This is a genomic window from Photorhabdus thracensis, from assembly GCF_001010285.1.
In the GTDB taxonomy this organism is placed as follows: Bacteria; Pseudomonadota; Gammaproteobacteria; order Enterobacterales; family Enterobacteriaceae; genus Photorhabdus; species Photorhabdus temperata.
On sequence record NZ_CP011104.1, the window covers coordinates 249,019 to 272,425 of the forward strand.

Annotated in this window: 11 protein-coding genes; 2 read left to right on the forward strand and 9 right to left on the reverse strand. The window is 44.5% G+C overall.

The features are described 5' to 3' along the window. Window positions 1–15: 15 nt before the first annotated feature. The 3 genes from VY86_RS00835 to trmJ form a co-directional block, all read right to left on the reverse strand. Complete coding sequence (locus VY86_RS00835) at window positions 16–1,230, reverse strand: IscS subfamily cysteine desulfurase (RefSeq protein ID WP_046973585.1); 1,215 nt, start codon at window positions 1,228–1,230, stop codon at window positions 16–18. 49 nt (window positions 1,231–1,279) lie between these two features. Then, window positions 1,280–1,774: a Fe-S cluster assembly transcriptional regulator IscR gene (gene iscR, locus VY86_RS00840; protein ID WP_036838203.1), complete on the reverse strand. Its 495-nt coding sequence runs from the start codon at window positions 1,772–1,774 to the stop codon at window positions 1,280–1,282. 85 nt (window positions 1,775–1,859) lie between these two features. Continuing rightward, complete coding sequence (gene trmJ, locus VY86_RS00845) at window positions 1,860–2,585, reverse strand: tRNA (cytosine(32)/uridine(32)-2'-O)-methyltransferase TrmJ (RefSeq protein ID WP_046973586.1); 726 nt, start codon at window positions 2,583–2,585, stop codon at window positions 1,860–1,862. A 127-nt stretch (window positions 2,586–2,712) separates the two neighbouring features. Between trmJ and suhB the strand changes: the two genes are divergently transcribed. Next, on the forward strand, window positions 2,713–3,516 hold the full coding sequence (gene suhB / locus VY86_RS00850) for an inositol-1-monophosphatase (protein ID WP_046973587.1): 804 nt from the start codon (window positions 2,713–2,715) through the stop codon (window positions 3,514–3,516). Between the two features lie 138 nt (window positions 3,517–3,654). On the opposite strand, the gene treC is transcribed toward suhB, so the two are convergent. From treC to glyA, 5 genes are all read right to left on the reverse strand, one after another. Further along, window positions 3,655–5,316, reverse strand: coding sequence for an alpha,alpha-phosphotrehalase (gene treC / locus VY86_RS00855; protein ID WP_046973588.1), 1,662 nt, complete (start codon window positions 5,314–5,316; stop codon window positions 3,655–3,657). An 87-nt stretch (window positions 5,317–5,403) separates the two neighbouring features. Further along, window positions 5,404–6,825, reverse strand: coding sequence for a PTS trehalose transporter subunit IIBC (gene treB / locus VY86_RS00860; protein WP_046973589.1), 1,422 nt, complete (start codon window positions 6,823–6,825; stop codon window positions 5,404–5,406). A 145-nt stretch (window positions 6,826–6,970) separates the two neighbouring features. Continuing rightward, window positions 6,971–7,918 carry a trehalose operon repressor TreR gene (gene treR, locus VY86_RS00865; protein WP_046973590.1) on the reverse strand — a complete coding sequence of 316 codons (948 nt, stop codon included), beginning with the start codon at window positions 7,916–7,918 and terminating at the stop codon, window positions 6,971–6,973. A gap of 76 nt (window positions 7,919–7,994) precedes the next feature. Next, on the reverse strand, window positions 7,995–9,140 hold the full coding sequence (locus VY86_RS00870) for a 3-phenylpropionate MFS transporter (protein WP_046973591.1): 1,146 nt from the start codon (window positions 9,138–9,140) through the stop codon (window positions 7,995–7,997). 192 nt (window positions 9,141–9,332) lie between these two features. Further along, window positions 9,333–10,586 (reverse strand): serine hydroxymethyltransferase, encoded by a 1,254-nt coding sequence (gene glyA / locus VY86_RS00875; RefSeq protein WP_046973592.1) that lies wholly within the window; start codon window positions 10,584–10,586, stop codon window positions 9,333–9,335. Between the two features lie 365 nt (window positions 10,587–10,951). Here glyA and hmpA point away from each other — a divergent pair, with 365 nt between their 5' ends. Then, on the forward strand, window positions 10,952–12,142 hold the full coding sequence (gene hmpA, locus VY86_RS00880) for an NO-inducible flavohemoprotein (protein WP_046973593.1): 1,191 nt from the start codon (window positions 10,952–10,954) through the stop codon (window positions 12,140–12,142). 278 nt (window positions 12,143–12,420) lie between these two features. Here the strand turns inward: hmpA and rtxA are convergent, their stop codons facing one another. After that, the gene (gene rtxA / locus VY86_RS00885) at window positions 12,421–23,004 is read right to left on the reverse strand and encodes an MARTX multifunctional-autoprocessing repeats-in-toxin holotoxin RtxA (protein ID WP_046973594.1); all 10,584 of its coding nucleotides are present in this window, start codon (window positions 23,002–23,004) and stop codon (window positions 12,421–12,423) included. Window positions 23,005–23,407: the final 403 nt, after the last annotated feature.

A 23,407-nucleotide genomic window follows, 5' to 3' on the forward strand; every position in this document is an offset into this window, starting at 1 on the left:
CCTGAAACCGTCTGATTAGTGATGAGACCATTCGATACTGTTTAGATCCACACCTTGTTTAAACATTTCCCACAGTGGAGAAAGTTCACGCAGGCGGCCAATAGATTTGTGAATCAGTTCAATGGCGTAGTCGATCTCTTCTTCCGTGGTAAAGCGCCCTAAAGAGAAACGGATAGAACTGTGAGCCAGTTCGTCATTCATACCCAGCGCACGCAATACGTAGGAGGGTTCCAGGCTGGCAGAAGTACATGCAGAACCAGAGGAAACCGCCAGATCTTTTAATGACATCATCAGTGATTCGCCTTCAACATAGTTGAAGCTGACATTCAGAATATGTGGTGCGCCATGTTCCAGGTCGCCATTGAGGAAGACCTCTTCGATATCTTTGATACCCTGCCACAGGCGTAAACGCAGGCTACGCAGACGCTGAGATTCGCTTTCCATTTCCTGCCCGGCAATATGGTAAGCTTCACCCATACCGATAATTTGGTGAACAGGCAAAGTACCGGAACGCATACCACGTTCATGACCGCCGCCATGCTGTTGAGCTTCAATACGAATGCGTGGTTTGCGGCGAACATACAACGCGCCAATTCCCATCGGCCCATAAATTTTATGCGCAGAGAAAGACATCAGATCCACTTTCAGTTTAGTTAGGTCGATAGGTAATTTACCTACGCTCTGAGTCGCATCAACATGGAAAATGATACCGCGGCTACGGCACATTTCGCCGATTGCAGCGATATCCTGCACCACACCAATTTCATTGTTAACATGCATGATAGAAATCAGAATGGTGCCATCACGCACCGCGGCTTCCAGATCGTTTAAATCAATCAGTCCATTGCTCTGAGGCGCCAGATAAGTGACTTCAAATCCTTCACGCTCTAACTGACGGCAAGTATCCAGAACCGCTTTATGTTCGGTTTTGCTGGTGATGATATGCTTGCCCTTTTTCTGATAAAAATTAGTAGCACCTTTAATAGCAAGATTGTCAGATTCCGTTGCGCCGGAAGTGAAAACAATCTCACGGGGATCGGCACCCACTAAATCAGCAATCTGATTACGGGCAATATCAACCGCTTCTTCAGCCTGCCAGCCAAAACGGTGAGAACGGGAAGCCGGGTTACCAAATACCCCGTCCATGGTCAAATAATGCATCATCTTTTCAGCCACACGCGGATCAACCGGTGTCGTTGCTGAGTAGTCTAAATAAATTGGTAATTTCATTGCTCGCATGCTCCCTACTTCTAATACTTCAATTCATCACAAGTTCTGCTTATGCGCGCAGATTAACATTAATTGTCTCTTGTGCTCTGCCGTGAGGTGCACGGCGCTTATCGTTATCCTGGCGGTCAGCAACGTCTAATACTTCCTGGTTATTAACTAATTCTTCTAAACTGATGCTACTCAGGAAACCGGTAATACGGTCACTTAAATCGCGCCATAAAGTATGAGTCAGACAGCGATCACCACCCTGACACCCTTCTCTGCCCTGGCAACGCGTCGCGTCTACCGATTCATCAACAGCGAAAATAACTTCAGAGACGACAATTTTCCCGGCATCTCTGCCCAGTAAATAACCACCACCCGGACCACGGACACTTGAAACCAGACCATTTTTGCGCAAGCGAGAGAATAACTGCTCAAGATAAGAGAGGGAAATACCCTGACGTTCAGAGATGTCGGCCAGTGGTACTGGACCTTCCTGTGAGTGTAACGCCACATCAAGCATGGCAGTTACTGCATAACGCCCTTTAGATGTCAATCTCATAAATGATTACCCCGTGGTGAAATATGATGAAATTGTGTCATTCCTGAGTGTTTTAGTCAACTATTTAACCGAGTAATTTACTCAACTATTTTTTCGCCCATTTTTCAATGGAGGTCAGGATACCACGCAGAATATTCAGCTCCTGCGTTTCAGGCCGGGCGCGGGTAAAAAGCCGTCTTAACTTATTCATTATTTGACCAGGATGGGCTTTCCTAATGAAACCAGAGTCATATAACACACGTTCAAGATGATGATAAAAACGTTCCATATCATCAACTAATGGATATTCAGTCTCATCTGTTTTCTGCTCGGGTTTATCCTGACGCGCCAGATATGCCATACGAATTTCATAACTGACAAGCTGGACAGCCATAGCCAGATTTAACGAACTGTATTCCGGGTTAGTCGGGATATTCAGATGATAATGACACTTTTGCAATTCTTCATTCGTCAGCCCTACACGCTCACGTCCGAAGATAATTGCTACCGGCGCATGTTGAGCTTCCTGCACGCTGCGCTCGCCACATTCACGGGGTTCGACCATCGGCCATGAGAGGGTTCTTGAACGGGCGCTAGTGCCAATCACCAGTTCACAGCCAGCCAGAGCTTTATCCAGACTATCAACAATAGTCGCATTACCAATAACATCGCTGGCGCCAGCAGAAAGCGCAATCGCATGGGAATCTGGCTGAACCAGTGGATTAACCAGATAAAGGTTTGTTAATCCCATCGTTTTCATTGCCCGGGCGGTTGAACCCATATTCCCGGTGTGGGAAGTTTCAACCAGGATAATGCGGATATTTTCTAACATGACAACTTCTGGATTTTAATTATAAGAGCCAAATATCTTAACACAGCGTTAGTCATTTTTCCGAACTACTGCTATACTGCGCGCCGATTAATTATCCGTTCTTTAACATCCTGGTGGAAGATATCCCATGCATCCGATGCTGACCATCGCCATACGTGCGGCGCGCAAAGCCGGCAACCTGATTGCCAAAAATTATGAAACTCCCGATGCGGTTGAAGCTAGCCAAAAAGGCAGTAACGACTTTGTCACCAACGTTGACAAAGCCGCAGAAGCGCTCATTATCGACGTTATCCGCAAATCTTATCCTAAACACTCAATCATTACTGAAGAGAGTGGCGAACTGCTAGGCGAAGATGATGATATTCAATGGGTAATCGATCCACTGGATGGCACCACTAACTTTATCAAACGCCTTCCCCACTTCGCCGTTTCTATTGCAGTACGCATTAAAGGCCGTACTGAAGTTGCTGTTGTTTATGATCCAATGCGTAACGAGCTTTTCACCGCAGTCCGTGGTCAGGGTGCTCAGTTGAATGGCTACCGTCTGCGTGGCACCAATGCTCGCGATCTGGATGGCACTGTTCTGGCGACAGGTTTCCCATTCAAAGCAAAACAACATTCCACTGTTTATATTAATACCTTGGGCAAATTGTTTGTTCGTTGTGCTGATTTCCGCCGTACCGGTTCGGCAGCGCTGGATTTAGCTTATGTTGCAGCAGGCCGGGTTGATGGCTTCTTTGAAATTGGCCTGAAACCGTGGGATTTTATGGGTGGCGAACTGTTAGTACGTGAATCCGGCGGTATCATAACCGATTTCGTTGGTGGTCATAATTACATTCATTCCGGCAACATTGTTGCAGGTAATCCACGCGTGGTTAAAGACATTCTGGCCGAAATGCGTGATGAGTTATCAGAAGCATTGAAACGTTAACTTAAATTAATCTTTAAACTGGAATTGCATGGCGATAACAGGCAAACCGTAACAATGCGGTCTATCCTCCGCCCGGCAATTTCACCTGGCAACAAAAAAGTCACTGATGAACTTTTTTGTTGCCATTTTAAACCTGAATTATTTTGCTAACCAATAAACCGCTTCGTAAGGTTGTAACTGTCTATTTTTCGCAGGTAGCTGATGTTCAGGATAGTTCCCCATTAACTTAACCCATGAACAATCGGATAAAGAAGCGTCCAGCGACCATTCCTGCACTTCCGCACTGAGATTGGCGATAACCAGCAACGCTTGGTCTTCCCAACGGCGAACATAACACCAAAGCGAAGGGTGAGATGGCAACAAATCTTCATAGCTGCCGTAGGTCAATACCGGATACTCCTTACGCAGTTTTATTAAGCGCGCATAACAATGGAAAACGGAATCCTCATCTTTGATAGCATCTTGAGCGTTCACTTCTTGGTAATCACTATTCAGCGCTATCCAAGGTTCTCCCTGAGTAAATCCGGCATTGGAAGTCGCATCCCATTGCATCGGCGTTCGCCCATTGTCGCGGGATTTTTTCGCTAAGACCGATAAGATTTTCTCCTTATCATTGCCTTGCTCAATCTTCTCCCGGTAAATATTTAAACTCTCTATGTCCCGGTAATCTTCAATTTGAGAAAAATTAGGGTTAGTCATCCCCAACTCTTCCCCTTGATAGATGTAAGGAGTTCCTTGCATACCGTGCAACACCATTGCCAACATTTTAGCAGATGGAACACGCCAGACACCTTCACCACCAAAACGTGAAACAATACGCGGTTGATCGTGATTACACCAAAACAGCGCATTCCACGCCCGTTGATGCATGCCTTGCTGCCACTTAGCAAAGATTTTTTTCAATTCAATAAAATCGGGCAGTGCTGTAACCCATTTTTCACCATTGGGGTAATCGACTTTCAAGTGGTGAAAAGCAAAAACCATCGACAGCTCTTCACCATCTAATGAAGAGTAGCGCTGACAATTTTCCAATGAAGTAGAAGACATTTCCCCTACCGTCATCACTCCCGCCGGCTGGAACGCTTCCCTGTTTATTTCTTGCAGAAATTCATGAATACGGGGACCGTCCGTATAGAACTGACGCCCATCCCCCTGCGTTGCTTCAGGAAAATCCTGCTGCTTAGAAACCAGGTTGATGACATCCAGACGGAAACCATCAACACCAAGATCAGCCCAGAATTCACAAATCTTTTTCAGCTCAGCCCTTACGGGTTCATGCTCCCAGTTGAGATCTGCCTGTTCAACGGCAAACAGGTGTAAATAATATTGTTGACTCGCTTCATGCCACTCCCAGGCACCTCCGCCAAATTTTGACGACCAATTATTAGGAGGTGTTTCAGGTACTCCATCCCGCCAGATGTAATATTGCCGATAAGGACTATTAATATCCTGTGCTTGCCTGAACCAGGGATGTTGAGTAGAGGTATGGTTAAAAACAATATCCACAATCACCCGGATATCACGTTGATGTGCTTCATCAACCAGACGCTTAAAATCATCCATTGAGCCGTAAGCCGGATCAATCGCACAATAATCAGCAACATCATAACCGTTATCTACCTGTGGTGAGCAGTAAAAAGGCGTCACCCAGATAGCGTCCACACCCAGTTTTTTCAGATAATCCAGCCGGTAAGTAATGCCATTAAGATCGCCTGTTCCGCTACCGGTAGTATCCTGGAAACTCTTAGGATATATCTGATAGATGACACCCTGTAACCACCACGGAATAATTTTGTCCATCGAAAACGCCTTATCAATATATTTCCTGAATTGAATAACCTAAGTGGTTATTTTTATATCTGTTACTCAGATGAAGCTCTAACAGAATTATTCAACAGCTAACATACCGCTCATACTCTTCTTTCGATAAACAACCGTAGTCAGTATCAACGGAACAATGACGGCTACAAGCATAGCTAATACGTAGATTGCCCAAAATTGCGGTTTGATCGAAAGGATACCTGGCAAGCCACCAACGCCAATACCGTTTGCCAACACACCACTCAGTCCACATATTAATCCAGCCAAACCGGAGCCAATCATGGCACAAAGCATGGGAAATCGATATTTGATGTTAATACCATACATGGCAGGTTCAGTGACGCCTAAATAGGCTGAAATAGCAGCAGGTACAGATAATTCACGCTCATTATGCCTTTTGCTGACCAAGATAATACCCACAACCGCTGAACCCTGAGCAATATTGGATAATGCAATAATCGGCCAGATCGGTGTACCACCGATACTTTGCACCATCTGCATATCAATAGCTAATGTAGTTTGATGTATACCCGTGATAACCAGAGGCGCATAAAAGAATCCGAATAAAGCCGCACCAACAGGCGCAAAACTTCCCGTCATCAACGCCTTAACAACCCAGGCAACTCCGTCACCAATTAACCGGCCAAACGGCCCAATAAGGCTATGTGCTAAAAAGGTTGCCAATATTAACGAAACTACCGGAACAACCACCAAATAAAGATAACTAGGAACCACCTTCTTTAATTGAATTTCAATCCACCCCAACGTAATACCCGCCAAAAGTGACGGAATAACCTGCGCCTGATAACCCACTTTTCCAATCGTGAACAGGCCAAAATTCCATATATCAGGGATCTGTTGCCCTAATTGATAAGCATTCATAAGTTGCGGAGATACCAGGGTTATTCCCAATATAATTCCTAATATCGGGGTTCCACCCATTGTTCTAACCGCAGACCAACAAATCCCCACCGGCAGATAGAAGAATATTGCCTCTCCTAACAGCCATAAGAAATCATATATTGTTTTCCAGATAGGATATATTTGAGCTAAAGTTTTACCGTCACTAAAAGGAATATCACCAATAATATTACGGAAGCCCAGAATTAAACCGCCACTAATTAATGCCGGCAGGAGAGGAAAAAAGATTTCTGCAAACTGAGAAATGATACGTTCTTGCCATTTCATATTCTTTTTCTCAGCCTGTTTTATCTCTTTTTTACTTAATTCAGTTTTATCAAGATAGCTATTTAAAACCTGATAATAATCACCAACATTCGTGCCTATCACGACCTGGAACTGCCCTGCATTGGTAAAGCAACCTTTAACCATTGGCAGATTTTTTATTTCATCCGGTTGAGCTCTAGTCGGTTCAACCAAAGAAAATCTCAACCGGGTAATACAATGCGTTACACTGGCTATATTTTCACAACCACCGATTAATGTAATTAGTTTTTCTATGTCTTTATAATTTATTTTATTTTTCATAATAGCCAGTCATCATAAGTTAGTATCAGTTACTATGCCATGCTTAGTAAGATAATTTCATCCTAATATTATTTAGTTATGCTTGTCATGGGAACGTTCCCAAAAATGCGTTAACGATCACATTGAATCAACAATATTCTTATTTTTAAGCCAACTTACTCGAAATGATTACTTGCTGTTTAGGATATTTCTGATTTATTTGAGCTATTAATTGACCAGCGGCATATTTACCAGCTTCACCATAACCTAAATCCACAGAAAGCGTGTCAGGATACAAAAAGTTCAGCAAAGGAGTACTACCAATGCTACCTATTTGTATATCTTCCCGGTTATTTTGTTGTAAATACTTATATGCGCCTAATGCCAGGCTATCGGTTGCACAAATTAAGGCCGTCGTTTCCTTTCCTAATACCTTGTCGACATGCTGAAAGCCACTCTGATAGTTTAAATCACATTGAACGGAAAGCGGGTGTAACGCCTTCTGTTCACAACAATCCAGATAGGATTGATGACGACGAAAACCTGTCGTGGCATCACAATCGCGTACACCAAGAAAACTGATCTCTCTGTGACCTCGCTGATAGAGTTCATTCATCAATAGACGAACAGCACCAACATCGTCATAGCATACAGAAGAAAAATCAGTATATTCGCGCGCAAATACCACTATTTTGTCACGCCAGGGCAAAAGGGATTCTTCCGGCAATCCGGTGAAACCAAACAAAATAACACCATCTGCATGACGTAATGCCAACTGACGCAGATGTTCCTGTAAAAGCTGGGGATCAAAATTACTTTCCATGATAATGGGGTCATAACCATGCTGATAAAACAGCGGCAACATCGTACTTATTGATAAATTTTCCGAAAAAGACCCCAACCGTGACACAATTAAAGCAATAATTTTGTCACTTTTCACTCGCATCGCTCTCGCTGATTTAGAGGGAATAAAGCTATTTTGATGAATAATCGCTTCAACTCTTTCACGTACTTGTGGACTGACGCTATTTTCGTTGTTTAATACCCGCGAGACGGTTGATTTACTGACATTAGCCAGACGTGCAATATCTTTTATTGTTAATTTATTCGACATGATATCTCATAAAAACATTATTATTAGAAGTATCCAGTTTCTTACAAAAATATCATAAGAAACTGAATTCATGTTGTTAATAATGATGAGCTTTAACCTGTGGTCGCAGGAAAATAGCAGGAAAAGCAACTAAGGCCATTACCCAGAAAATGCCGCTGTGCAGATAATCATACATAAATCCTGCAACTACCGTCATAACAGCGATACCACCCCCCATTGCCAGTGCAGAATAAGCCGCCTGCAAACGAACAATTTCCCCTTCCTTTCTCGCGCTGATAAAACGCATGGCTGCCAAATGGCAGACAGTGAACGTACCACAATGTAAGATTTGAATGATAATCAACACCGGTAATGTCGTGAATGTGCCCATCAATCCCCAACGGACAACCCCACATATACCGGAAAGCAACAGAAGATTACGGGCATTCCAGCGCCGGAATAATTTATTACTCAGCGTAAAAATAATAACCTCAGCCACTACCCCCAACGACCAAAGATAGCCAACTACCGAAGCGGAGTAACCTGCTTTTTCCCAGTAAATCGCACTGAAGCTGTAATATCCCGCGTGAGCGCCCTGCAATAAAGCCACGCATAGCAGGAACCGGCATACTGATTTTTCAGACAATAACTGTTTAAATGACACAACATCAACTTTAACTGACTTGGCTTCACCAACAGGCATGATGGAGGGTTTAAGCAATGTCGCCAACAACGTTGACAAGACACTGAATAGTATGGTTATCAGAATCGCCTGATGTCCCCAGACAGAGATCAATTCCCCGGTCAGCGCCGAGCTGATAATAAAGGCAATGGAACCCCAGACGCGTATTTTGCCATAATCAAAGGGAAATTGTTTTTGCCATGTTCCCGCCAATGCATCACTTAATGGCATCATCGGCGAAAAAAACAGGTTGAAACCAATCATGATGAACAGCAGCCATGCCCAGTGATTTCCCAATGTAAACCCGATAATAGAAATCAGGGTCAGCAATGCTAATACACGCAGCGCGAAAATAAGTTTTGCGGGATTTTTAACGGTAGGCGCAATTAATAAACTCCCCAGGAAACGGGAAACCAAGCCCGCCCCCAATAAAATCCCCATCATATCGGGTTTTATTCCCTCACCCTGGAGCCAGACTGCCCAGAAAGGCAAAAATATCCCGTAAGAAAAGAAATACGTGAAATAATCTAACGCCAGCCAACGTGTCGACTGAATAACCATTAATCCTCCCTGGTTAAAAGTGCAAAAAACCCGCTCAAAACTAACTTGATTAGCTTAAGAAATTAAGATATCAAGGGCTATTCTGAGATGGACATTCCTGCGGAAAATCCATCCGTAATTCCTCTAAATATCTCGCTTAAGCAAACAATGTCAGCCGGAGCAGGTTTTGTAATGACTTATTGAAATTATAATTTATGCGTAAACCGGATATTTTGCACAAATAGCCAGAACTTTTTGCTTAGTCGCTTCAATGATCGCTTCATCATTGATGTTGTCCAATACATCGCACATCCAGCCAGCCAATTCACAAGCTTCAGCTTGTTTGAAACCACGGCGGGTAATCGCCGGCGTACCAACACGCACACCTGAAGTCACAAATGGGCTCTTCGGATCATTGGGTACACTGTTTTTATTTACCGTAATGTTGGCACGGCCCAGTGCAGCATCGGCATCTTTACCGGTGATATTTTTGTCAACCAGATCCAGCAGGAACAGGTGGTTCTCAGTACCACCGGAAACCACTTTGTAGCCACGTTTCAGGAAAACTTCAACCATTGCTTTAGCGTTATCAGCAACCTGATGTTGATATGCTTTGAATTCCGGCTCCATTGCTTCTTTCAATGCAACCGCTTTACCGGCAATAACATGCATCAGAGGTCCACCCTGACAACCTGGGAATACAGAAGAATTCAGTTTCTTATACAGCTCTTCGTCACCACCTTTCGCCAGGATCAAACCACCACGTGGACCCGCCAGTGTTTTATGCGTGGTAGTCGTCACGATGTGAGCATGAGGAACCGGGTTAGGATAAACGCCTGCGGCGATCAGGCCAGCGACGTGTGCCATATCAACGAACAAATAAGCACCAATGCTGTCTGCAATTTCACGCATTTTTGCCCAATCAACAACGCCAGAGTAAGCAGAAAAACCACCGATAATCATTTTTGGCTGGTATTTTTGGGCTTGCGCCGCGATATCGTCATAATCAATTTTACCGCTTTCATCAATACCGTAAGGTACGATGTTATATAACTTACCAGAGAAGTTAACTGGAGAGCCATGAGTCAAATGACCGCCATGTGCCAGATTCATCCCCAACACAGTATCACCCGGTTGCAGCAAAGCCATATAAACCGCCGCATTCGCCTGAGAACCCGAATGTGGCTGAACGTTGGCATAATCAGCACCGAATAACGCTTTAGCACGATCAATCGCCAGTTGCTCAACAACATCTACATATTCACAACCACCGTAGTAGCGTTTACCCGGATAACCTTCAGCATATTTGTTAGTGAGCTGGGAGCCTTGTGCCTGCATGACTCTTGGACTGGTATAGTTTTCAGAGGCAATCAACTCGATATGTTCTTCCTGACGAACAACTTCTTGTTCCATCGCCTGCCATAGTTCGGGATCATAACTAGCAATATTCATTTCACGCTTTAACATTGGGTTCTCCAGACTCAGCTAACTTCTCTTCAAACAACACCCCAAAGGGCAGAATGGCACACAGTGTAAACCCTTTTCACTGAATGAGATAGTCTTGACAAAATATTTTACGCAAACGATTGCACATCAATTACAGCAAGGCATCGGTTCTTTACAGGCATAACAAAAACTTCCTGTATTTTCCCTCATTATCGGAATTTGTGACCTTGATCGGCCCCTCCCTTGGTGTAAATATCTACCAAGAATATTTTTTCACCATAAAGACCACATTTTATATTTACAAGATCCTCAAAAAGTTATAAGTTGCATTTAAATTACATGTTATAACTTTCATTATCACTTGAAAGAAATTTAGGAGCTTCACCATGCTGGATGGTCAAATCATTGCAACTGTCAAATCAACTATTCCACTGCTTTCTGCCACTGGCCCGAAACTAACCGCCCATTTCTATGAGCGGATGTTCAAACATAATCCTGAGCTGAAAGATATTTTCAACATGAGCAATCAACTCAATGGCGATCAGCGTGAAGCCCTGTTCAATGCTATCTGCGCTTATGCAGCCAATATTGATAATTTGGCAATACTGTTGCCGGCAGTTGAAAAAATCGCGCATAAACACGCCAGCCTGAATATTCAACCAGAGCATTATCAGATTGTCGGAACTCACTTGCTGGCAACGTTAGATGAAATGTTCCAGCCGGGAAATGAAGTGCTGGACGCCTGGGGAAAAGCGTACGGTGTGCTAGCTGATGTTTTTATCAATCGTGAAGAGCAGATTTATCATCATGACGAATCAGTCGATGGTGGTTGGCGTGGTCTACGCCCATTCCGTATCAACCGGAAACAGGTAAAAAGTGATGTGATTTGCAGCTTTGAATTTGTGCCACAAGATGGCGGGAAAGTGATGGATTATAAACCCGGTCAGTATCTGAGCATTTATCTGGAAAACGACAGTTTTGATAACCGCGAAATTCGCCAGTATTCACTGACAGCAGCCCCAAACGGCTCCAGCTACCGGATTGCTATCAAACGTGAGCCACAAGGGACAGTTTCCAACCATATGCATGATAAAATGCAAGAAGGCGATACTGTCTGGCTGGCCGCTCCACGTGGGGATTTCTTCCTTGATATTAAACCAGAGACACCGGTTACTCTGATTTCTGCTGGTGTCGGCCTGACACCCATGATGAGTATGCTGCATCACCTCCACCAGCAAAACCACAACAGTCAGATTAACTGGTTACATGCGGCGGAACACGGTGGTCATCACGCGTTTACCAATGAAGTGACCACTATTGCGCAGGCAATGCCAAATCTTAGCAGCACCATCTGGTACCGTGAACCAAGGGATGAAGACCAGCAAGGCGTCCATTATCAACACAAAGGTTTTATGGATATGGCGGTGCTAAATGACACACTGAAAACGGCAGGAATGCATTTCTATTTCTGTGGCCCGGTTCCCTTTATGCAATATGTAGCAAAACAACTATTAGATATGGGAATTGATAAGCAATATATTCACTATGAATGCTTCGGTCCGCATAAAGTGATTTAAATTTTCAGTTTAATTGAGTTTGTTTATCATGGAGCCCGTCCCATTGGACGTCAGCTCCATTGATTTCAAAAATCATGGATAAATCGGATTAAAAAGATGCTGAAATGCCTTACAGCGTTATGTGGCGTTGGTGTATTTTTTCTCTTCCTCAGTGAATGGTAGCATACTTTCTTTTCTATTCCCTGTCAGTTGATACAAAAAATGGCCCACCTGTTCTGTGAGCCACTTTTATTCTTATTACAACTTTCTTATTTTTTCTTTTTATTATAAAGCGTTAATCAGGCAAACTTCCCCTTGCCGATGGTGGTATCTGTCCACGCCATTGCAATAGCGACTTTCGCCTTACTATCCAGATTCTCAATGAAACCATTATCCCCCGCTGTCGGGGCAAAACTGCTCATGGCCTGAATCAAAGAATCAACCGCATTATCTGACAATGCAGTAAATTCACGCTCTCCTGATGTATCTTTATTACCCATCTGAGCCACTAATTTGGCACGATGACCATTAAAGTAATCATGAAAGGTCACTGACCCCACCGATTCAAATATACCTTGAGCGGTTTTATCCTGAGCAGGACGATTCACCGACAGCACCAAATCGTATCCACTGCGCTGGAACCACAGGTTTTGCCAGTCAACGCCGTTGAACAAGACCATATCTTCTGCGCTAATATCGCTAACCCGGTTATCAATCACCTCTGTGCTGACCACAAAGCTGTCTGCACCCGCGCCCCCCTGGAAGCTGTTCTGATAACCGCCCAGTACCAACAGATCCTGGCCCTCTCCGCCGTCAAACTGACTGAACTTCGAAATAGCCGCCGCTATCAGGTGATCATCACCTTCTCCACCGTTAATCACCGCATGGTAGCCCATCAGTTTAACCGTATCATTGCCGGAATAACCATCGATCCGGTTGTCATTACCAAATACTCTGGCAAAGTCATTGCCTTCACCTAAATCAACCCGGTTGTTATTGCCGATGGTCACAACATAGTCCTGACCTGCTCCGGTATCCACCCGGTTATAGTTGCCGGAGGTGACAACATAATCCTGCCCGTTACCCGCATCAATAAAGCCACCTTCACCAAAGACAAACGCCTGATCATTACCTTCGCCCATAAAAACCTGGTTAATGCGTCCGGCCACCACTGCGGTATCATCACCATTGCCACCAAACATCCAGTTTTCACGTCCCATCAGAACGCCCATGTCATTCCCTTCACCACCAGCAAAGATGTTGGATGTTCCTAATGAATAATAAACATCATCACCACGACCACCCCAGAAGTTGTTATTATCGCCCAAATAGGCACCGAGATCTTTACCGTCACCACCCCAGTTGAAGTTATAATTACCCAACGACACATGAATATCACCATCGCCTTGCAGATGACGACTGTTACGCAGGAAATCAAAGGTTTTTTGCCTCATATTGAGCAGATCTGCTGTTAGATTCTCTTTCAAATTGGTCACTAATGATTTCATCTCCGCTTGTTTATCTTTGCTAAACATCGTTGCAAACAGGTTAGGTAAATTCAGCGAATTAAAGCCAAATGCACGTTCTGCTTTGCTATTAGCTTGAGCGCTATCACCGTTGATGCTAACCACAGATCCTTGTCCCTGACCTTCATCAGGCGCTTTCTCTTTCAAGCCATGACTTTCCACAAATGTCCTGACGCCATTTTCTCCCATATTGATGCCAGCCTCCAAACTATCCAGCAATTTCTCTGGATCGGTGAAGGCTTTCAGTTGATCACCGCTAAATTCCCTTATCACTGCCAGCATTTCTTTCAGAATAGCCTTGCCATCAACAGGCTTGCCTGTGCGGGAAACAATATGTCCATCTGCGGTGTAGTCCACACCAAAGATATCCGCTAAGGTGGTATCCGCATTTACACCAGCTAATCGGCCAAGCAGCTTATTCTGAAGCTGACGCGGTAAGTCCTCCGGATTATAAGTAAAGGTTGTTTTCGCCATACCCGTTGTCGAGTATTGCTGAGTCATCAAACCAAACAGGGAACCCAAGTTGGTATCCAAAATTGACTGGATGTTGTCACCAAACATAAAGTTCCAGTTACCGGTCGTAACCTGAATATCAGCACCACGCCCCCCAACGGCAAAGTTGAAAGCCAGCTGCTGATTGGCCTGACGGAATTTGTCTGCACGGCTTATTTTGCCCATCTCAATACTATTGCCATTTTCACCCAGCCACTGATTGAACTTTTTGTTCAGTGCTGATTCGGCGTCATACTGCAAGCCACGGCTGCTACGTTCATGCTGTGAGTCCAAATTAAGCAGTGTTTTGTAATCCACGCTGCTGGTTTGGTCTAAACCAGACATATCACGCACAAACTTCTTCGCACCGGCGATTGTCCATTGCTGATCTTGTGTCGCTAACCAATCCTGCTTTTCACCGGAACGGGCAATACCTTTCAATACGTCAGCAACACGGGTAGCACCATCAAATGGATTGACCAACGGTGGCGTTGGGATGGATTTATCCATCATCACAATCAAGTCATTACTACGACCTTGGTTGAAGCTGATATTATGGTTACCAATAAACATCTGCGCCCCTTCAAGCGCCTGATAGCCGCCAATATCAAAACTATGTTGACTATCACCATGACCAATGTGAACCATCACATTGTTGTCACCGAAAGCCAGTGATTTAAAACCACCGGCCCCCACTTTAATACCGACATTCGATGTACCCCAATTAAGCGCAGTAAACTCTCCATCACCGACATTCACCTGGATATTACCGGAGTAACTGAGCTGACGATGCGAGTTATCGCTGGTGTTAACCTTTTTACGCTTCTGTGGTTCAATGAAAACTTCAGTGTTATCCGCAATCGCCCCTTTGGTAACCGAATCAGCCTCTGTGTAGCCTACTTTAGCGAAGTTGATATCGCTTTCAGCAATACCACGACGAACCTGTTCTGTATGAGTTATCAGTTTATCCTCTGCATTCCAGCTCAAGACGATTTTGTTATCAGGCAAGTTGTTAACCCATTGGTTATTTTCATCACGGGTAAATTTACGGCCTGTTGCGTCAACCGCTACTTCGCTACTACGGGCTGAAACATCACTGCGGATACCCTGTTTATCCAACTCAGTAATAAAGTGACGAGCAAAGCCATTCCGCTTATCATCACTAATCAGTGAACAACCCACCAGGCTGATGTGATCGGGTTTGCTGATGGCCTTTTCGCCCAGCTTGGCGTTCTGATAAAACTGCGTTAATTTCGTCGCCAATCTATCGGCACTGTAACCACTCAGACGGATGTTATTCTGCTCTGACGTATCACGGCCATGACCAACAACCTGCCAGCGTAATTTGTTTGATAATTTAGACAGATTGCCATAAGCAACCCGATATTTACCGTTGGAGTCAAGTTGAATAATCACGCTGGAATCCGGATGTTTACCCGCCAGATTAGCTGCTGCTCTGGCGGCTATCGGGTCATCTTCCATCTGAAGAATGATCTGACCATCAAAGCGAGTTTCACGGCTATCAGTCTGTGGAGTCACTTCCACCGTTTGCCAGGCATCAAGTGGTTTGTTCAGATGACTATCGTCGATAATAACAGGCTCTGTCCCTTTATTTTTGCCAGATAACCCATCTAAATCTTCCAGCGCAGGGCGGTTTTGTGGTTTTACCGCAGCATACTTCTGATAAAACCCCTGAGTTTCTTTAAACGCGTTATCCAGCGCCTGATTTACCCACGCCTTACCCGATCCCCCAGCAATATCTGCCAGATCCTTATAATTGGCGGTGTAGCTGTTCAATACCTGCTTACGCTCATCACCGGTTGCCTGTAACGCTTTGTAAACCACCAGACTTTCGTTGACGGAATGACCACCATCAAATACCAGAAATGCCAGGGTATTGAGATAGCTCTGACCCTTCGGGAAGTCAGGCTGCTTACTGGCGATATAGTTATTGAGATGAACCATGATATTGGTCGAGCCAGACGCGCCTGTCACCACAGAATGGCCTTGTGCTAATGCATTACCCTCAAATGCAGTTTCCCGTCCGGGGATCAGGATCCGCCCCGCCGCGACTTTCCTGCCATACAAGAAGTCATCATGCTTACCATTCGCAGGCTGGTAAGGCAGCGCCGTACCATAATCGTTAGTCTGCTTTCCTGTTATTTCGACTTTGTACGTAACATCATTTCCGGCAGTGAGTTCAGTACTGGTTGAACGGGCTTTAGTGATCACATCCTGGTAGAAAATATCGCCTTCTCTCTTCCAGGCAGCGCTATCCATCCCCATTCCCCGAGTGGTCGCCATTTTTACCGCTAGAAACGGCACCTTAATCACAGAAAAACCATCATCGACTTTAATCATCATGATCTTGAAATTGGCAAAAGTTGGTTCGCCCAGAAACGCTGTTAACTCAGGCACCCGGCTGAACCAAGGGCGAAAATCTTTATCAATATCCTTGGCAAAAGATTGCATCTTTTCGGCAATTTTCTGGTCACGCTCAGCCCCCTCAGGATAAAAACCACTTATCCACTGTTCAAATTCCTGTACCAAGAAGTTACCTGTTCGTTCAGCGGTATCTTTCGCCTCCGGTGATGCTGTTTTCACCAGTTCATAAGCCAGTTCAGAATCAAAATGGCGGCCAAACAGGTTATCAATATATTGTCCGGTGGCCTTCTCTTTGTTGGCATCAGCCAATAGTTGCTGAGCCAGCGTGTGCAGTTCAGGATGTGCTTGCAACTGGGTGGCAGCATCCTTAAATAATTTGATGGTTTCCTGTTGGGTCACTTGTCCGGTTAGCCAAAGTTCTCTGGCTCGTTCAATCAGAGAGTGACCTTCCGGGATAGCCGCCTGCTGCAACCGGCTGACGAAAACAATAAGGCTTTCACTTTCGGTCTTAGGTACATCCCGCTCTGCTACAGAGTTAATCTGGGTTAATGGCTTAATTTGTAAATCAGTGAGACGATTAATTTCGCTTTGCGCAATATCACCTTTCAGGCCCACCACACGCCCGAACCCATCAAAAGATACCTGCTGACCGAACTGTGACACCTGCTCAGGTGCCACAGTGATCCCCAAAATCCCAGCTGATTCAGCTCTCTGAGCCTGAAGATGAGCAACCAGCACCCCCATCTCAAAACGCAAGCTTTTCACCAGCTTACTACGCTGAGTGAATTCCTCGCGATCATGCTGTTGCCAATGAGCCAGCGCGTTCTCAAGCTGCAATACATGCTGTTCATCGGGCCGTTCGACAGTGCTGTTAAAAGCCTCACGTACAGCCACCAGCGCCTTACTAGGCAGATCGGTATTTATCGAACCAAGACGTCTTTTGGTAGAATCAATAAACCGTTTGTCTCCCTTATCCAGTAAGACAAGTTCCAATTCTTTAAGTACAGAAGAACGAGATTTAGGGTTATTTCCCCCTAATCCTTGCAGATCAATACCTGAAATCGTCGGCGCTTTTCTGGTTAACTCTCTGGGTTTATTTAAGGTTGACTCCACAGTGCCATCGGATGATGCTTCGGTAAACATTGACATGATCGAAGCCCCGGTATTTTCTGAATGAATACCCTTGTTGAGCTGTAGCCGATTGACTGCCTGTTGCGCATTATTCAAAGCAGCCAAATCTTCTTCTGTTAGTGCCAGATCCTCACTACTCCAACCGTCAGTTTCAGCTTTTAATGCAGGATCGATATGACTCTTCGGTGCCTCTATCTCAATTGGTGTATACGCTTTTCCAGACAAGCCACTGCCAGTCGCCCCGGTACGATCCGGTTTAGCATCATCAGCCTGTTTTGCGCCTTTTGCATTATCCTGCGCCTGAGCCGCTTTATTTGTCGCTGCTGTACTATCACTTTCACCACGCTGTTTCGCTTTTTCATACGCGGTATTGGCGTCACTCGCCGCTTTCTCAGCCCGTTGTTTCTGTAATAATGCCTCTTCTTTTTTCAGCTCTGCTTTTTTCTGAGCGTCTGCAATATCTTTGTCTGCACTATCTACATTCTCAAAGCTTTTGTTTAAACCCGCTTCTGATTTTTCAATTGCTGTTTTTACTGCCTCTCGTTTATTAATAAAGTGCTGCTGTGCAGCAACTAATTTTTTCTGTGCGGTAAGCTTGGCATCATTTAATTTATTCTGGGTACTATCTAAATACCCAATAGCAAACCGATTACGCCACTCATCACCTGATTTGCCATCATAATTCCCATAGTTATTAAGCGTATCCATGCCTTGAGTCATGGAAAATAGTTCTTTTGTGACTATCCTGGACTCTTCACTTATTGCATCACGCTGTACTTGCCCATTGTTATTCAGCGCATCTTGATTGGTTGATTCTAGTTGGAATTGTGATTTTGAAATTGTTTTAAGCTGTTTATCTTTCTCTTGTTCCAGGAGTTGACGATTTATCTCAGCTTTTTCTTTATCGCTTAACGCATTTTGCGCGGCTTTATCCTGCTTCGCATGTCTGATAACCGCATCAGCTTGTGGTGATGCCTGATCCTGAGCTGAATTAACATTATCTCCAATCTGCAAGGCATTCTGGATAACCTCAGTATCAGGCGTCTCCACCGGGGTTATTGTGCCACTCAAGTTGTTAGCCAGATCCGAACTCACTTCATCAATTTTATCCATCTGGAAACCATCAATGGCAGAAACTTCGGCTAAATTAATCGCGCCTCTACCTTTATTGGTTCCAGAAGTACTCGCCTCATCACCATGGATCAGATAATTAATCGCGTGGCTACCTTCCACATTTAACACAGTTTGTTTAATATTCTTAAACAGAGAAGAGAGATGACTACTTTGTGTGTTGCTCTCCGCAATAGAAAGACTGTAGAAATCACCATTACCAACCTTAATCGCCACATTATTGCGTGCATAGGAAGCATTGATCCCCAGACCATCACCAATATGAATATTGGCATTACCTTTGCCTTTCATGATCGCAACATTAAGACCATTCCCGACTTTGGTATTAATGTTATATTCACCCCACACCGCGTTGACTGAAACGCCATCACCCACTTTGGTATTCACATTCAGGTCGCCATGCGTTGTAGTCACGCTTAACCCATTCCCCACAGTGGTGGTGATATTAGCTTTACCCTTTGCCGCAGTAACCTGTATACCATCACCGACTTTAGTGACGATATTGCCTTTACTCCACAAAGCATTAAAACTGTCACCGTTACCTACTTGAGTCACAATATTGGCATCAGCTTTGGCAAGCACCACATTATTCCCGTCGCCTACCTTAGTAATGATATTCGCTTTGCCCCAGGCTCCCGTGTAATCATTACCGTCACCAACATGGGTGACAATATTGGCATCGCCCTGAACGACGGTGACTTCTTGCATCCCCCCTATTTTTGTAATGATGTTCGCTTTACCTTTGGCGAAATTATAACGTTCGCCATTCCCGACCTGAGTCAGAACGTTGGCCTCACCCCAAACAGCGTTAATACCGGTGCCATTCCCCACTTTGGTAATGATATTGGCTTTACCTGTAGCGAAACCAACGGTTGTACCATCACCAACGTGTGTCATGATGTTACCCACATCGGAAATAAGCAGGCCGACCGTAGTACCATCACCCATTTTCGTCAGAATATTGCCTTTACCCAATAGCACGGCAGCAGTCGTTGATGCTCCCATATGAGTGACTACATTAGCCTCAGCCGCAGCCACAACGCCCATAAAACCCTGACCCACTTTGGTGACAATATTGGCTTTACCCAGTGCCAGCACCCCTGTTAAACCGTCGCCAGCATGGGTCATGATATTAGCTTGACCAAACATTGCCGCCAGCGTTGTACCATCACCGCTCTTGGTCATCACGTTCAACTCACCGGCAAACAAACCAATACTTGTTCCACCTCCATCATGGGTGTAGATATTGGCATTACCCACCATTAAGCCGACAGTCAAATCATTACCCACTTTCGTCAAGATATTGGCTTGCCCGATCATAGCGGCAAATGTTTGACCATTACCGACATGGGTCATCACATTGGCCTCGCCTATCATTGCTGCCAGCGTCATGCCATTACCCACTTTAGTGGCGACATTGCCTTTGGCCAGCATCAGGGCAACACTCATCCCATCGCCAACATGAGTAAACACATTGCCAGCGGCTACCATCAGTGCCAGCGCATTGCCATCCCCCACTTTGGTAAAGACATTACCCACCCCTCCCATCAGCGCCCAGGCATCACCTTTGCCAACATGGGTAAAGATGTTGCCTGCACCAATCATGGCCGCAATCGCAGTTCCATCCCCAACTTTAGTGAAGATATTGCCTGCGGCCCCCATCACACCCAGCGTCTGATGGTGACCAACATGGGTAAACACATTACCAATACCGAACATAATGCCGGTAGTATCACCGTTGCCTACTTTGGTCAGGATGTTGACACCCCCCAACATCACACCCTTCGTACTACCACTACCAATGTGAGTAAGAACATTCGCGCCACCGCCCATCACCGCAACAGCATCACCTCTCCCTTTTTTGGTCAGGATATTGGCACCGCCCAGCGCAATTGCTGTGGTATCTGACATTTCATTATCACCCGTAATATGCGTGATAATGTTGGCTCCACCGAGCATACCGGAAACCAAATGACCAGCTGCAAGCTTGGTCAGTACATTGGCCCCTCCCACTAATACCGAAGAGACTTTTCCTTTACCTTTCTGGGTCATGACGTTAAAACCGCCCGCCCCTAACCAATTCGCGCTGCCATCACCTATTTGGGTGTGGGTGTTGTATCCCCCCAACATGATAACCCGGCTGTCACCATGACCTTGATGGATCGAGATATTACTAACCGCCAGAAGATGAGCCAGATACTGCCCGTCACCGATTCGAACCAGCACATTTGCTGCACCGCCGGCGTTAACATCCATTTCTCCACGCTGGTTTTGATGAACGAGAACATTCGCCAGACCGATACCCCGGAACCACAGGTTGCCCTCTTTACCACTTTTCACGATGACGTTGCCAGCACCTGCGCCTTCAAAATGCGTATTACCGAATCTCGAACTATGAAGAATGACGTTAGCAATCCCATCACCTTCAAAATTCACATTGCCACGTATCACACTGGATTTAATAACGTTTCCACCACCCATACCGCTAAAATTAACATCACCGGTGCTATCACCGATATTTGAAGATGATTTCACCAACTCCTGATGACTATCCTCTTCAATATGTTCTAAATGCTCAGAGACACGGCGTACAGTATCGACTTGATATTTAAGGTTAGTTAGTGAATATCCCTTCGCCTCCATCGAGCTATAACCATTTTCAGGTGAAAAATCTTCATTGGCCAAATTACTGGTATGGTCGCCTGCTTTGTACCACGCACCGGCATAATATTTCAGCTCTCCGGTTTTAGGATCATTTTTCAACTCCACCATGATCACTTTGGTATATGACTCGACATATTTGGCATAGACATAAGCATTTGATCGACAATTCGATTTCACCGCCGAAACATCCAATACCAAACCATCAGAATGGATTGCACGCCCATGCATTTTTGCATCAATCAGCGTGATATCTTCTGCTTTAGCGGTGGTTCCGCTGGCATAAGTCACCCATTGATTTTCCTGCAAATCTTCTTCAACAGTATGCTGAATAGTAATGGGTTGATAATGTTCAAAGATTAAATTGAAAAGACGGTAATCATTATCATTGCTTATATAAGCAAATCCATTCTCTAAAAAGATATCTTCCGTAGCAAGATTGTTGAGTTGATTACCATTTCTACGCCATGAAGTGGCGTAATAACTCAGTTTACCGGTTTCAGGATCATTTCTCAGCTGAACTTTACTGATCTTAGTATACATTTCATCAGCAAACGCAAAGAGATAAGTATTAGACTCAGTAGTTGATTTAATTCCTGTCACTTGCTGGGGTTTCTGGGCTCCCATCTTCGCCGTTGTTAATACAATTTCTTTAGCTTTGGTGTATTCCAATGCTTTATCATATGAATCGCTATCTTCACCTATTCTTGATATTTCATTGTAACCACCGGCACCGGAGAAGCTGATATTACCATGAGCTATATTAGAATAAATTTTGTTATAACCACCTGCGCCTTCTAATTCGATATTACCGCGAGTCTGTTCATATTTATCTTTACTTTCTCGCAAGCGTTCAATACGGTTTGATACTCCTGCACCATGCAAGATAATATTGCCTTCTCTCCCTTTACGAATAATGTGGTTATCAATCCCTGCACCTGTGAAATCAATATTACCGCTTTCAACCCGTGAGCTAATGCTATTTGCCGCCCCCCCGCCAGCGAATTTCACATCGCCGTGGCTTTCCTCATAGTGGTCATACCAAGTACGGTCAATTTTGTTGCCAGCACCGGCTCCGGTAAAGTTTAAATTACCCTGATTAGTTTCATGCCATAACTCGTTATAACCGCCGACACCTTTAAACGTCACATCACCGGATTGTCCTTTACGACTCAGGTTGTTATAAGCAGCAGCCCCGGAGAAATTTAGATTACCGCGGCTTCCTCGGTGATCCATAGAAACACCACCCGCCGCGCCAGCAAATGAAATATTGCCATTACCGTTTTTATCAATACTTGCGTAACCTGCGGCGCCATGTACATTCAGATCACCGTCAATACTCACTATTTTTAAATATCCGGCACCACCATCTACGGCCTTATCGCCAGAATTGGCATAGATTGTTGCCCCGAGCGAACCAACAGTAATATGATCATCTCCTCCTTCAGCATGAATCACTCCTCCTACCCCAATAGCGACAATATTATTACCATCATCATCATCTTGATATTTCCCGGTAAAGAAATATTCTGTACTGCGGTTTGATGATTTCCCCATAAACAATCCCTTAATTTAGTTGAGGTTAAATAGAAAAACACTTCATTTGGCGGATACAACCTTGTTTTGAGAATCTAATGTCCCGTGAACGATACAAACCCTCTGACCTTTCCACGGAAAAAAACAATGACAGCAATCAATCAGATATTCTTTTATATAATCTGTTCTAATTCAGGCTAATTGCTGTTTTCAGTCACTTTTTGGGCTATTATTTTTCTAAATAATGAAATAAAGAGAAAAACCCCCTCGTTATAACTGATATCAGAGATGATTTATTCAAATTTTTTAAACATATTTCACCCCCAAAAAGAAATTTATTCACAAAGATAACAAAAATATTAAGCTCAGAGACATAATGAGCTTATATATCGATAAATACGGTTAAATGAATAAGTGGAATAAA